General features: G+C 65.3%; 11 protein-coding genes. 5 read left to right on the top strand and 6 right to left on the bottom strand.

Going from position 1 to position 12,370, the window contains the following annotated elements; genetic code table 11:
• The first annotated feature begins 4 nt into the window (after positions 1-4).
• Both NO887_RS10910 and NO887_RS10905 read left to right on the top strand, forming a co-directional pair.
• Positions 5-385 (top strand): cupin domain-containing protein, encoded by a 381-nt coding sequence (locus tag NO887_RS10910; protein WP_256418321.1) that lies wholly within the window; start codon positions 5-7, stop codon positions 383-385.
• A complete protein-coding gene (locus NO887_RS10905; protein WP_256418320.1) occupies positions 378-1,064 on the top strand; it encodes a DUF8052 family protein in 687 nt (228 codons plus the stop codon). Before NO887_RS10910 ends, NO887_RS10905 begins: the two co-directional genes overlap by 8 nt.
• Positions 1,065-1,165: 101 nt before the next feature.
• Here the strand turns inward: NO887_RS10905 and NO887_RS10900 are convergent, their stop codons facing one another.
• The 4 genes from NO887_RS10900 to NO887_RS10885 all read right to left on the bottom strand — a co-directional run bounded on the left by NO887_RS10900 (position 1,166) and on the right by NO887_RS10885 (position 4,995).
• Complete coding sequence (locus NO887_RS10900; RefSeq protein ID WP_256418319.1) at positions 1,166-3,019, bottom strand: carbon starvation CstA family protein; 1,854 nt, start codon at positions 3,017-3,019, stop codon at positions 1,166-1,168.
• A gap of 234 nt (positions 3,020-3,253) precedes the next feature.
• Positions 3,254-4,225 (bottom strand): ArsA family ATPase, encoded by a 972-nt coding sequence (locus NO887_RS10895; RefSeq protein WP_256418318.1) that lies wholly within the window; start codon positions 4,223-4,225, stop codon positions 3,254-3,256.
• A 52-nt stretch (positions 4,226-4,277) separates the two neighbouring features.
• Positions 4,278-4,574 carry a DUF7990 family protein gene (locus tag NO887_RS10890; protein WP_256418317.1) on the bottom strand — a complete coding sequence of 99 codons (297 nt, stop codon included), beginning with the start codon at positions 4,572-4,574 and terminating at the stop codon, positions 4,278-4,280.
• A gap of 175 nt (positions 4,575-4,749) precedes the next feature.
• Positions 4,750-4,995, bottom strand: a complete 246-nt coding sequence (locus tag NO887_RS10885) for a hypothetical protein (protein ID WP_256418316.1) — start codon at positions 4,993-4,995, stop codon at positions 4,750-4,752.
• Positions 4,996-5,129: 134 nt separating this feature from the next.
• Here NO887_RS10885 and NO887_RS10880 point away from each other — a divergent pair, with 134 nt between their 5' ends.
• Positions 5,130-6,419 (top strand): CobW family GTP-binding protein, encoded by a 1,290-nt coding sequence (locus NO887_RS10880; protein WP_256418315.1) that lies wholly within the window; start codon positions 5,130-5,132, stop codon positions 6,417-6,419.
• 220 nt (positions 6,420-6,639) lie between these two features.
• Positions 6,640-7,662, top strand: coding sequence for a two-component system sensor histidine kinase NtrB (locus NO887_RS10875; RefSeq protein ID WP_256418388.1), 1,023 nt, complete (start codon positions 6,640-6,642; stop codon positions 7,660-7,662).
• 63 nt (positions 7,663-7,725) lie between these two features.
• Here the strand turns inward: NO887_RS10875 and NO887_RS10870 are convergent, their stop codons facing one another.
• Positions 7,726-10,077 (bottom strand): amino acid permease, encoded by a 2,352-nt coding sequence (locus NO887_RS10870; protein WP_256418314.1) that lies wholly within the window; start codon positions 10,075-10,077, stop codon positions 7,726-7,728.
• Positions 10,078-10,320: 243 nt separating this feature from the next.
• On the opposite strand from NO887_RS10870, the gene NO887_RS10865 reads away from it, so the two are divergent.
• Positions 10,321-11,433 carry a pyridoxal-phosphate-dependent aminotransferase family protein gene (locus NO887_RS10865; protein ID WP_256418313.1) on the top strand — a complete coding sequence of 371 codons (1,113 nt, stop codon included), beginning with the start codon at positions 10,321-10,323 and terminating at the stop codon, positions 11,431-11,433.
• A gap of 27 nt (positions 11,434-11,460) precedes the next feature.
• Here the strand turns inward: NO887_RS10865 and argF are convergent, their stop codons facing one another.
• Entirely contained in the window at positions 11,461-12,360 is a 900-nt protein-coding gene (gene argF, locus NO887_RS10860) for an ornithine carbamoyltransferase (protein WP_256418312.1), read from the bottom strand.
• Between the last annotated feature and the right edge of the window lie 10 nt (positions 12,361-12,370).

The raw sequence follows: 12,370 nt of genomic DNA, 5'->3' as shown, positions 1-12,370 counted from the left end.
TCTCATGGGATATCGAGTCGTCGACGCGGACGCAGTCGATCCAGCACCCGACCGACCGTGCGAGTGTCGGAAGCTCTCGGAGCCGGGCGGACTCGACCACGCGGCCATCAACCGCTTCCGCGCGGAGCCCGGCGAACAGCTCCCGCTCGCGTACCACTACCACGAGACTCAACAGGAGGCGTTCTACGTGTTGTCGGGGACCCTTGCCGTCGAAACACCGGGCGAGACCTACGAGGTCGGGACGGACGAGTTGTTCGTCGTCGACCCCGAGAGCCCGCAGCGGGCGTACAACCCCGCGGACGCAAACGGTTCGGTAACGGTGCTCGCGGTCGGCGCTCCGCCGGCCGCGGACGATGCGGTCGCGTACGATCCCGCAGATGAGTGAGCGCGTCGACGACGGCACCGATAGCGGCGGACGAGACGCCGAAAGCGTCGGACGAAACGGCGAGAGCCGCGATGCCGACCGACCCGAGCCCGAGTCGCTACCGGCGGAGATTCGCGAGAGCGTCCCCGACTACGACGACGAGTACCTCGATCGGGTCTCCGACCGGCTCATGTACAGCTACGACCTCGAGGCCGACGTCGTCGAGCGCGGCGAGCGATTCGATCTGTACGCGAAGATGCGGCTACGCAATCAGAAGCAGTTTCTCCACCCGGCGTTGAGCTACGCCGATCACGACGTGATGGAGCACGTGTTCGCGCGTCGGGTCACCGCACCGACGGACGAGGAGATCGAGCGGCTCGTCGAGTTTGCACACGGCGTCGCCGACGACCGCGTCGAAGGCGACGAACAGCACTACGGCACCGACATCACCGTCGTACTCGTCGCCGACCAGATCCCCGAGACCGTCGCCGACTTCGTGGAGGGATTCCGAGACCGGACGCTCCTGAAGCTCGGCTACTACGGTCACTACGAGGTGAACCTCGTCGTCGTCGCACCCGATCAAAAACGGCTCGTCGCCAGCGAGGTCGCCGACGTCGCCGGTGCGTTCCGGCTGTGGGAGCCGGTCGAGGAGCCCGAGGAGGGATTCTTCTCGCGGTTCGCGAAGCGCTTCTGGCGATAACGTCGGCAACGGATTCGTGTGCGCCGGCGGCACAGCTGCGAGAATGAACCGCGTGGAGGAACGGAATGCAGGGGACCTGATTGGTCCGAACGGCGACCGCGTCAGTCGTCGCCCGGTTCGGCCGCCGGCGCGTTGCCGCCGCGAACCGATCGGATGTTGCCGAGACCGATCTTCACGAGCGACAGCGCGAGCCCGATCAGCACGAGTGCGAGAACCATCTGCGTTCCCGACGAGATCTGCGCGCCGAGCGTGTCCGCGCCGCCGCCGATCAGGTTGATGTAGAGGTTCTGGTAGAACGCCAGCCACGTGAGTCCGAGCACGGTGATGATCACCATCACCGCCATCGGGACACCCGTGGAAATCAGTTGCTTGGACTCGTCCCAGTTGGCGAGCCAGACGGTGGCCGTCAACAGCGCGAGCGCTGCGAGCAGCTGGTTCGCGCCGCCGAACAGCGCCCACAGCGTCGCCCACTCACCGGAGATGACGAGCAGGTAACCGATGCCGATCTGGAAGAGCGGGTTGGTGTACCGCCCCCGAGCGATCGAGCCGAGGTTCGGAGAGAGTCCGCTGACGGTCATGCCGTCATCCATCCCGACAATCTCTTCCATCATGTACCGACCCAGCCGGACCGCGGTGTCGGTCGAGGTGAGCAGGAAGCTCACCAAGACGAGCGCCATGAACACCGCGCCGATCGTCTCCGGAATCCCGAGGCTCGTGAGGATGATCCCGCCGCCGCTCGCGAAGTTCGGCAGCGCGCCGCCGATTCCGCCGGCAGCCGCGTCACCGGCGAAGCCGGCAACGGCGAGCGTCGAGAGCGCGAGCGCGGCAAGCAGCCCCTCGCCGAGCATCCCGCCGTACCCGATGAGGCGGGCATCGCTCTCCTTGTTCAGCTGTTTCGAAGTCGTCCCCGAGGAGACGAGCGAGTGGAACCCGCTTATCGTCCCGCAGGCGATGGTGATGAAAAGCAGCGGGAACAGCGGGTACAGCCCCGCCGCTTCGACGCCCCAGAAGCCCTCGAACGCGCCGATAGACGAGTCGACGACGAGCGGCTGTCCGGACGTTCCGAGAATCGTTCCGACGATGATCGCGATGACCCCGCCGCCGACACCCGCATACAGCAGGAACGACGAGAGGTAGTCCCGCGGTTGGAGCAGCACCCACACCGGGAGCGCGCTCGCGATCGCGCCGTACACCATGACGACCGGTACCCACGCCGCGGTGTTACCACCGAGCGCCGCCGCGCCCGGAACCCAGCTACCGGTGCCGCTGAATAGCACGAACGTCCCCGCCGGGTGGCTGGCGTCGCCGGCCAGCTCGAACAGCGCGACCGGGTACTGGATACCGAGCCAGACGCCGGCGAACACGCCGGCGACGAAGAGGATCGTCCCCGGAATAAACGGCCCGTTGAGCTGGTAGAGGTACACCCCGAAGGCCAGCGCCAAAAGGATGTACACGAAGCTCGCGGTCGTCACCTGCGGGTACGCGTTGAACACGATCCCGACCACGAGTGCGAACACCGCGACGACGAGGATGATCGTGAGGAACGCGAACCACAACAGCAGGTCCTTGCCGCGTTCACCGACGTACTGGCCGACGATGTATCCGGTCGATCGACCCTCGTGTCGGATCGAACTCGACAGCGAGATGAAGTCGTGGACGGCTCCCATCAGTGGGTTGCCAATGGCGACCCACAACAGCGCGGGGATCCAGCCCCAGATGGCCCCCGCCGTGATCGGGCCGACGATCGGTGCGCCGCCAGCGATACTCGAGAAGTGATGCCCCAGTAGCACCGGCTTTTTCGCCGGTACGTACTCCTGTCCGTCTTCGTACTTGTGTGCCGGCGTCTCTCGGCTATCGTCGAGGTCGACGAACCGAGAGAGGTACCGCGAGTACCCCATATACCCTACGGTGAACGTGCCGAGCACGGCAGCTACGATCCAGATTACACTTGTCATTGGTTCCCTGCCTCGTGGTAGTAGTTCACGATCGAATACTTAAGTATTGTCTTCACTTATAGGAACGGCCCGGAAAACCGGCCGCCCCAGCGGGGGACACCGTACGGACGAATCCTCGTTCGCATTGTGAAATCTCCCCCAGATTCTAGGACATTCTCCTTCGCGCGCGCCTCTATCTCGACGTTGATTCGCGTCGATCCGCGCCAGTTCGCGTGGTCTGCAGCAGACGGCGGGCTACGTCGCATTCGGCGTCGATGTCTCGACGTTGAGTTCGGCGGCTACGTCCGAGAGTAGCTCCCCGCGCACTTCGCGGGTACGCGATTCGATCTCGGCGACGAGCGGGGGTGCGAACCCCTCTCGAACCTGTTCGAGGCGGTCGCGCTCGGTTTCGACCTTGTCTCGGAGATACCGGGCCCCCCGACCGTCTTCGTCGTCGTCGGGTGGCGGCGTGAGCTTGTTCGCGACGAGTCCACGGACGCGCAGGTCTCGGTCGGTGAAGCCCTCGATGGCCCGTCCGGTCTCGTTGACGGAGAGCTGATCGGGGTTCAACACGAGGAAGAACGCGGCGTCGTTCCGCATCGCGTCGCCCGCGTACTCGAAGAACTCCTTTCGTCGCTGCAGTCGCTCTATGACGGGATCGCCGTCGAGCAGTCGCCGAGGCTCCATGTCGCCGATCGCCGCCTTCTCGAAGAGGTCGATGGACTGCTTCCGCTTGTACAACAGCCGGTCGATCCAGTCGCCGAGGAACTCGGGAAGCCCGAGCAGCCGCAGCGTCGACCCCGTTGGTGCGGTGTCGAAGACCACCCGGTCGTACGGGTCGCTCTCCTCGCGCATCACGGTCACGAACGCGTCGAAGAGGGCGGCCTCGTACGCGCCAGGCGTCCCGTGTGACATCTCCAGTTGGCGGTTGATCTCCGAGACCATCGCCGCCGACACCTGCTCTGAGAGCCCCTCGCGGATCTCTTGGAGGTGGCGTTGCATCTCGTCTTCGGGGTCGATCTCCATCGCGTCCAGCCCGTCGACGCCCGCGACCGACTGGGGCTCGTCGCCGAACTGTTGGTCGAACACGTCCGACACCGAGTGTGCCGGGTCCGTTGAGACGACGAGCGTTCGGACGCCCGCGTCCGCACAGCGATAGGCGTACGCACACGAGACGGTCGTCTTGCCGACGCCGCCTTTCCCGCCGAAGAAGACGAACCGCTCCATCACCGCCCCTCCGTGTCTGTCGCGTCCGTCGGAACCGTGGCAACCGTGTCCATCAGAAGTGGTACTGCTGGCCCTTCCGCTCGATTAGGCTCTCGCGGTCCCACAGCCGCCGCTCCCACGCCTCGAACTCGTCTTCGAGGTACGGAAGCAGTTCGGCGGTGTAGTACGACACTGGCGACGGGATGCCGAACGCGTCGGGGAAACACGCGAGCATGAACTCGTCTTCGGCGTCTTCGGCCTCCTTCTCGATCTTTTCGTAGGCCGGATGGGTGATCATCCCGTGATAGAGGCCGCGGAGCCATTCTTCTAACTCCGCGCGAAAGGCGGCGATGCGGTCTGCGATGGTCATGATTCACCGTGACGGTCGGCTCGGTTAAAACCTATCGCGGGCCTTCGCAGGCAGTTCGTGCTCTCGTCAGGGCGATCGCCGGTACGCCGCGGCACCGGCTCAGTTGTGGTGAACAGATCGCGGACACGAAGGGATGCCAGCCAAGTTTTGCCCGAGGAAAGACAGCGACCCCCGATCAGGCCGAGTTGCCCTCGGCGGTCAGCTCGCCCTCCGCCGCGTCCGCCGACTCCACCGATTCCGATGATTCCGTCGACTCGTCCAATCCCGGTCCCTCACCGAGTTCGGGGCTGTCGCCGGTGTCCGGCGTCGGGGAATGCACGTCGTTGTTGAGAGCGCCCCAGACGAGATACAGCATGACGGCGACCATCAGGGTCGTCGCGATAACCGCCGCGACTCCCACCGCAGAGAGGTACTGGAACATGCTCCGCGGTCGGTGGGCCGAACGTATCAACGTATCGGCTTTCGGTGGCCTGCGACCGCCTGCACGTCCGTAGGTGGGCGTTCGAGCCGGTCGCCGCCGAGGAGTTGAAGAGGACGGCCAACCGAACGGATCGCATGACCGATCGGATTCCGGTGACCGTGCTGTCGGGAAGCCTCGGGGCGGGCAAGACGACGCTTTTGAACCACCTCCTCTCGACAGCCGGCGACCGCGACATCGCCGTCCTCGTCAACGACATGGGAGACGTGAACGTCGACGCCGATCTGATCGCAGAGGAGTCCGAGGTCGACGTTGAGGGCGTCACGGAGCTGTCGAACGGCTGTATCTGCTGTGAGCTGCAGGACGACTTGGAGACCGCGGTCGTGCGGCTCGCGAACGAGCGATCCTTCGACGCCTTGGTCGTCGAGTCCTCGGGCATCTCCGAGCCGGCACCGGTCGCGCGGCTGTTCACCACGGAATCGCGCGCGGCCGCGCGCTACCACGTCGACGCGCTCGTCACCGTGGTCGACACGCGACAGTTCCTCGACGCGTTCGCCGGTGACGAGGCCCCGACGCGCCGCGTGGATCCCGATGCGATCGGAGGCACCGATGTGGCCGACACCGAACGAGACCGCCCGCTTTCAGATCTCTTGGTCGAACAGATCGAGGTGTCGAACGTGGTCGTGTGCAACAAAGCTGACCTCTGTACAGACGCAGAGCTCGAGGAGGCGGTCGGTCTCGTCGGCGCGCTCCAGCCCGGTGCCGAGACGATCGTAACCGAATTCGCCGCCATCGATCCCGACCGGATCCTCGGCGTCGATCTCTTCGACGAGAGCGAAGTCGGCGACCTTCCGGGGTGGAAGCGCGCGCTCGAAGAGGCACAGTCCGAGAGCAGCGATGGAACGGACGGAACGGGAGACGATCACGGGGACGATCACCACGGACACGGCCACCGCCATCCCGACGAGGTCTACGGCGTCACCTCGTTCACGTACCGTCGCCGCCGGCCGTTCCATCCCGACCGGATCGCTGCGCTGCTGGGCGACCTCCCCGCCGACGTGGTCCGCTCGAAGGGGACGCTCTGGGTCGCGGGGGTGGACCAGCGCCAGCAGGTCGGGCAAGCCGGGCGATCGGTGCGCGTCGAGGCCCTCGGTCCGTGGATCGCGAGTCTCCCGCCGGTCGAGCGCGACATGCTCCGCTCGAACCGCCCGGGGCTCGACTGGGACGACGATCACGGCGACCGACTGACGGAGTACGTCGCCATCGGGACGGGGATCGACGAAGATGCGATCGTCGACCGCCTCGACGACGCGCTCGTCACCGACGAGGAGTGGGACGTGTTCGCAGGCGACGGCGGACGTGGCGGGGACAGCGAGCTGCCCGTCCCGACCGAACAGGGCGACGCGGTGGCACTCAGAGAGCCCTGAGAGCGAGAGCCGGGGTACGTCTAGATACTGGTGGGCGTCACCACGGTCGCTCGCTGCGGCGCGAACGAGTTCGCGTTTCTCCTCGCGGTGATGTTTGCATTGGCAGGCCGCTCCCGTCTCTGCGCGTCGGCGTCGCGATGGTGGGAACCGTATATGAGTGGTGTAGGAAGCGTGCCTCGGCGGTTTTAACAACCCGGCGTTAGTACTGTGAGTGAGCCGAATGGACGCAGACCACTCCCCCGTCACCGCCGACGACTTCTATCAGACGCTCGTGGAAAACGCGGCCGAGGGGATGTTGACGATCGACGAAAACAGCGACATCGTGTACGCCAATCCGGCGATCGAGGATATTCTCGGCTACACGCCGCAGGAGCTGATCGGGAGTTCAAAGATGGAGATCATTCCCGAGCGGTTAGAGCCCGTACACGCCGCAGCGCTCGAATCGTACGTCGAGACGGGAGCGCGGAACATCGACTGGAACGGGATCGAACTCCCGGCCCTCCACAAGGACGGCCACGAGGTGCCGACGCTCATCAGTCTACGCGAACACGAACACCACGGCGACCGGTATTTCACGGGGATAATTCGGGATGTCACCGAACGACGGCGGCGGGAGAACCAACTGCGCGATCAGAAAGAGCGGTTGGACGAGTTCGCTGACATCCTGACACACGACATTCGGAACCCGCTCTCCGTCGCCGAAGGCTACACCAAAATCGCCCGAGAACAGGATGACAGTCCGGAGTTAGCGAAGATCGAAGAAGCGCTTACCCGGATCGACACCCTCGTCGACGATGTCCTCGATCTCTCGAAGGAAGGGCGATCGATCGGTGAGACGGACGTGATCGATATCGGAGGAGGCGTCCGCGAAGCGTGGGAGAGCGTCGAGACTCACGAAGCCACGATACGGGTTGACGACGGTCTCGGGACCGTCGAGGCGGACGAGAGCCGACTCCAAGAGCTACTGGAGAACCTGTTCCGCAACGCGATCGATCACGCCGGGAGCGCTCCGACCGTTCGTATCGGTCCTCTTTCCGACGACGCCGGACTGTACGTCGAAGACGACGGGGCGGGGATCCCGGCGTCCATTCGTTCGGACGTGTTCGACCACGGATACTCGACGGATCAGGACGGAACCGGCTACGGCCTCTCGATCGTCGCGAAGATCGTGGACGGGCACGGCTGGGATATCTCCGTGACTGAGGGAACAGAGGGCGGCGCGCGGTTCGAGATCACTTGGTAACTCCGCCGGAGAGACGGAGGGCCGTCACTGACCGCCAGCCGAAGGCCGCTCTGCGGCGTCTCGTTACTCCGGCCCGTCGACCTCGGGCGTCGACGGTTCGGTTGAGACTCCCGTATCCGCGGGCGTCTCGGGCTCCTCGATCAGGTCTCCGGACCGCGCGCCGCGGCCGAACAGCCGCGAGAGGATACCGCGGTCGCTACGCTTCTCGGCGAGCAGGACGGAACACTCCACATCGTCGAGCACCTGCAAGACGAGCGAGCCGCGGACCAGCCGCGAGAGCAGACCCTTCTCCGTCGCGCCGACGATGAGCAGCGTGGCGTCGCGGGCGGCCCGCTCGATGTTCGTCTCCACGTCTCCCGACTCGATCCGCAGCGTTGCGTCTCCGAGGCCATGCTCGTCGGCCCACGTTGAGAGGAACTGTCGTCCCGCCGTCTCGTCGTCGGAGACGTGTAACAGGGTGACTTCACCGTCGAACTCCAGTTGGAGCATCCGGGCGACTGCCGCGGACAGGTCGGAGGCGGGGCCGCCGGCGGTCGGCACCAAGATTCGGGAGGGGTCGAAGCCGCGGTCGCGGAACACGAGGAAGTCGGAGGGGAGCGAGTACGCCAGCTCGTCGATGGCGGATTCGGCCCGGCCGGGCGCGCCGTGGGAGTCCTTGCCCCAGCCCATCACGGTGAGGTCAGCACCGTAGGTTCGGGCGGCGTCGAACACCTCCTCAAACACGCGGTGTGAGAGCACGACATGGGTCTCCACGTCGACGCCGAACGTCTCGGCGTCCTCCTTCGCGCAGTCGAGTAGGTCGTGGGCGGCGTCGTGAGCGCCGCGGTCGCGGGCGGCTTCGAGCGAAGTCTGGTCGGGGACGTTCGCGATGTTGACCGCGACGACCGTTCCGTCGCGCTGCTTGGCGATGGCCGACGCCAGCGTGATCAAGTGCTCTTCGGTCGCAGGGTTCGCGAGCGGTACCATCACGCGGTAGTCGCCGCCGCTCGGCTGGACGGAGGTGGCCGCGGCGACGGCCTGTTCCGGTAGCTCGTCGGACCGGTCGAGGATCCACGTGCCCAACACGCCCCGGGACTCCACCTTGTCGCGGGCGTACAGGAGATACCAGAGGACGGCGAAGACGACGAGACCGAAGGAGATCAGGATGATCGTTGGGTCGATGTACACGATCAGGGCGAACGACGACACCGTGCCGATTATCGGCACGATCGGATAGAAGGGGACCTCGAAGTCGGGGTCGTACCCCTCGACGCCGGACTCACGCATCACGATGAGCGCGAGGTTAAGCAGGCCGTAGACGATGAGGTGAAGCACGGAGCCCATCGTCGAGAGCGACTCGACGCCGCCGGCGACGAGGAACACGAGGATGAGCGCGCCGGTGAGCGCGATGGACTTGTAGGGAGTGCCGAACCGGTCGTGGATCTCGTTGAGCGACGGCGTGACGATCTTCTCGCGGCCCATCGCGAAGTTGATCCGCGACGACGAGAGGATGGAAGCGTTCGCCGAGGAGGCCGTCGCGAGCAGCCCGCCGATCAGGAGCATCCCCGCGCCGACCGCGCCGAGCGAGTAGCCGAACACGTCGTAGTTACCGAAGAGCAGGCGTGCGGCGTCGACGACGGCGGTCTCGTTGTTCGCGACCAGCTCGTTCGGCACCGCCGCAAGCAACACGAGGAGGAATAAGGCGTACACGACCGTGACGATGACGACCGATCCGAGCACCGCGAGTGGGAGGTTTCGGCCGGGATTTTTGATCTCTTCTGCAACGGACGTTATCTGGACGAATCCCAGATACGAGACGAAGATGACGCCGGTCACTGGGAGCACCTCGCTCGTCGTTCCCGGCGGCGCGAGCGGGCGCAGCGATTCCATATCGGCGTTCAGCAGGCCGACGACCGTGAAGACAGCGAGTATACCCAGAAGCGACATGACGATGACGATCTGGAGGCCGCCGGTCTCTTTCGCGCCGAAGTAGTTGACCGCGATGAACAACAGCGCGCCGGCGAGCCCGATCACCTGCGCGGCCTCCAGCGTGATCGGACCGAGTCCCACGGGACCGATCCCGACGAGGGCGTTGACGTACTCGCCGAAGCCGTACATATAAAATGCGGAGGCGAAGGCGAGTCCGAGCCAGTTGGCCCAGCCGGCGACGGAGCCGAACATTGGGCCCAACGCGCGATTGACGTAGAAGTACGCCCCACCGGACTTGGGCATCGCCGTGCCGAGTTCCGAGGCCGAAAGCGCCGTGAACAGCGCAATAACGCCGCCGAGCACGAACGTGAACGCCGCGAGCGGACCGGCGCGAGCGACCGCGGTGCCGGGAAGCACGAAGATTCCCGCGCCGATCATCGTCCCGATCCCGATTGTAATCGCCGCAAGCGGACCGAGGTCTTTCGCGAGCTCCTCGTCGCCGCTCACGGGGGGCCACCTCTGCTAGTGATGGCTACCCCTCGGGCGGTTGTGACTCTCCGTGCGTGTATCATACTATCTTTCTCTCCTCTGATCGTATAAACCCGGCTGATTCGGGTAGGGTCGCCGGAATATCGCCGAATTTGGGAGTGGTTCAAGACGAAGGTTCCGAACACCGTCGCCCGCGATTTTCGAGAATATCACAAGGAACATACCCGCCCGCGTCTCCGTAGTAACCATCAGGTGGATCCCGTGACTGAGAAACGCGAATACCGCGACGACTACGACGACAAGACGCTGTACATTCCCGGCCCGACCGAGGTCCGAGAGGACGTGATAGAGGCGATGGCTCGGCCGATGTTCGGCCACCGAATGGACCGGATGACCGATCTGTACACCACCATCGTCGAGGACACGAAAGAGTTCCTCGACACGGACAACGAGGTCGTCATCCTCACCGGCTCCGGTACCGAGTTCTGGGAGGCGTCGACGCTGAACCTCGTCGACGAGAACATCCTCGTGCCGACCTGCGGGAGCTTTAGCGAGCGCCACGCCAACGTCGCCGAACGGCTCGGCAAGGACGTGGATCGGCTTGAGTACGAGTGGGGCGAGGCCGTCAAGCCCGAGGACATCCGCGAGCACCTCGAATCCAGCGAAAAGGAGTACGACGTGGTCGCGACCGTGATGAACGAGTCGTCGACCGGCGTCCGTAACCCCATCGAGGAGATAGGCGACGTGATCTCAGAGTACCCGGACACGTACTTCGTCGTCGACGCGGTCTCCGCGCTCGGCGGCGACTACGTCGACATCGACGCACACGACATCGACGTGATCTTCGCGTCGACCCAGAAGGCGTTCGCGATGCCTCCCGGACTCGCCGTCTGCGTCGTCAGCGACGACGCCTACGACCGCGAGGTCGAGAAGGGAACCTCCTCGTGGTACGGCGGCTTCCGCCGCACGATCGACTACTACGATCGCAAGGGACAGACCCACTCGACGCCCGCGATTCCGGTCATGTTAGCGTACCGCAAGCAGATGAAACACATGCTGGAGGAGGGCCACGCCGCCCGCGACGAGCGCCACCGCGAGATGATGGAGTACGTCCACGACTGGGCGGGCGAGCACTTCGCGATGTTCCCCGAAGAGGGGTACGAGTCGCAGACGGTCGCCTGTATCGAGAACACGCGGGGGATCGACGTCGCCGCCACCATCGAGGAAGTGAGCGAGGAGTACGATATGGCCTTCTCGAACGGCTACGGCTCCCAGCTCGGCGAGGAGACGTTCCGGATCGGGCACATGGGCGAACACACCGTCGAGAGCGTCGAAGAGCTGACCGACGCGATCGAAGACGTGGCCGGGCTCTGAGTCGGGGACGCGACCCGGTTCTTTTGCTCACTCGCCGCCGAGCAGTTCGACGAGCAGCGCGTTCTGCGCGTGCATCCGATTCTCGGCCTGATCCCACACCAGCGCGCGGTCCGATTCGAGCACGTCGTCCGTGATCTCCTCGCCCCGATGAGCGGGCAGACAGTGCATCACGCTCGCGTCGGTGCCGGAGAGGAGGTCAGCGTTCACCTGGAAGCCGTCGAACGCCGCCAGCTTCTCGTCGCGCTCGTCCTCCTGTCCCATCGAGATCCACACGTCAGTGTACACGACATCCGCGCCGTCGATCGCCGCCTCGGGGTCGGTCGTCGGCTCCACGTCCGCGCCGAACGCGGCCGCTCGATCGAAGACGGCGGGGTCCATGCCGTAGTCGGCGGGCGTCGCGACTTCGACGTCGATCCCGGCCATCGCCGCGCCGACGACGAACGACTGCCCGACGTTGTTGCCGTCGCCGACCCACGCCACGGTCGCGTCCTTGCCCACCGTTTCGCGGATCGTCAGGAGGTCCGCGAGCGTCTGACAGGGGTGCGCCTCGTCGGTGAGCCCGTTGATCACGGGACAGTCCGCGTACTCCGCGAGTACCTCCACGTCGGCGTGGTCGAAGAGTCTGGCCATCACGCCGTCGACGTACCGGCCGAGCACGCGTGCGGTGTCGCGCAGCGGCTCACCGTGGCCGAGTTGGATGTCGTCGGGCCCGAGGAACATCGCGTGGCCGCCCAGCCGGGTCATTCCAGTCTCGAAGGAGACGCGAGTCCGCGTCGAGGGTTTCTCGAAGATCATTCCGAGCGTCACGTCGGTCAGTCGAGGGTCCGTCTCGCCCGCTTTCATCGCGGCGGCACGGTCCAGCAGGGCGTCCAGTTCGGCGGGCGTCACGTCGTCGATGTCGAGGAAGTCGTCGGTGGAAAGTGGCATCGTGTCGATG

It is taken from the genome of Halorubrum laminariae (genome assembly GCF_024494655.1).
In the GTDB taxonomy this organism is placed as follows: domain Archaea; phylum Halobacteriota; class Halobacteria; order Halobacteriales; family Haloferacaceae; genus Halorubrum; species Halorubrum laminariae.
Note: the sequence above shows the minus strand (reverse complement) of the source record. Positions and strands in the feature narration are given on the sequence as shown.

Bases quoted from the DNA above. Each gene is read 5' to 3' on its own strand.
- NO887_RS10890 (WP_256418317.1), bottom strand. From the start codon at position 4,574: ATGACCATCGCAGACCGCATCGCCGCCTTTCGCGCGGAGTTAGAAGAA.
- argF (WP_256418312.1), bottom strand. From the start codon at position 12,360: ATGCCACTTTCCACCGACGACTTCCTCGACATCGACGACGTGACGCCC.
- NO887_RS10885 (WP_256418316.1), bottom strand. From the start codon at position 4,995: ATGTTCCAGTACCTCTCTGCGGTGGGAGTCGCGGCGGTTATCGCGACG.
- NO887_RS10895 (WP_256418318.1), bottom strand. From the start codon at position 4,225: ATGGAGCGGTTCGTCTTCTTCGGCGGGAAAGGCGGCGTCGGCAAGACG.
- NO887_RS10905 (WP_256418320.1), top strand. From the start codon at position 378: ATGAGTGAGCGCGTCGACGACGGCACCGATAGCGGCGGACGAGACGCC.
- NO887_RS10880 (WP_256418315.1), top strand. From the start codon at position 5,130: ATGACCGATCGGATTCCGGTGACCGTGCTGTCGGGAAGCCTCGGGGCG.
- NO887_RS10900 (WP_256418319.1), bottom strand. From the start codon at position 3,019: ATGACAAGTGTAATCTGGATCGTAGCTGCCGTGCTCGGCACGTTCACC.
- NO887_RS10875 (WP_256418388.1), top strand. From the start codon at position 6,640: ATGGACGCAGACCACTCCCCCGTCACCGCCGACGACTTCTATCAGACG.
- NO887_RS10910 (WP_256418321.1), top strand. From the start codon at position 5: ATGGGATATCGAGTCGTCGACGCGGACGCAGTCGATCCAGCACCCGAC.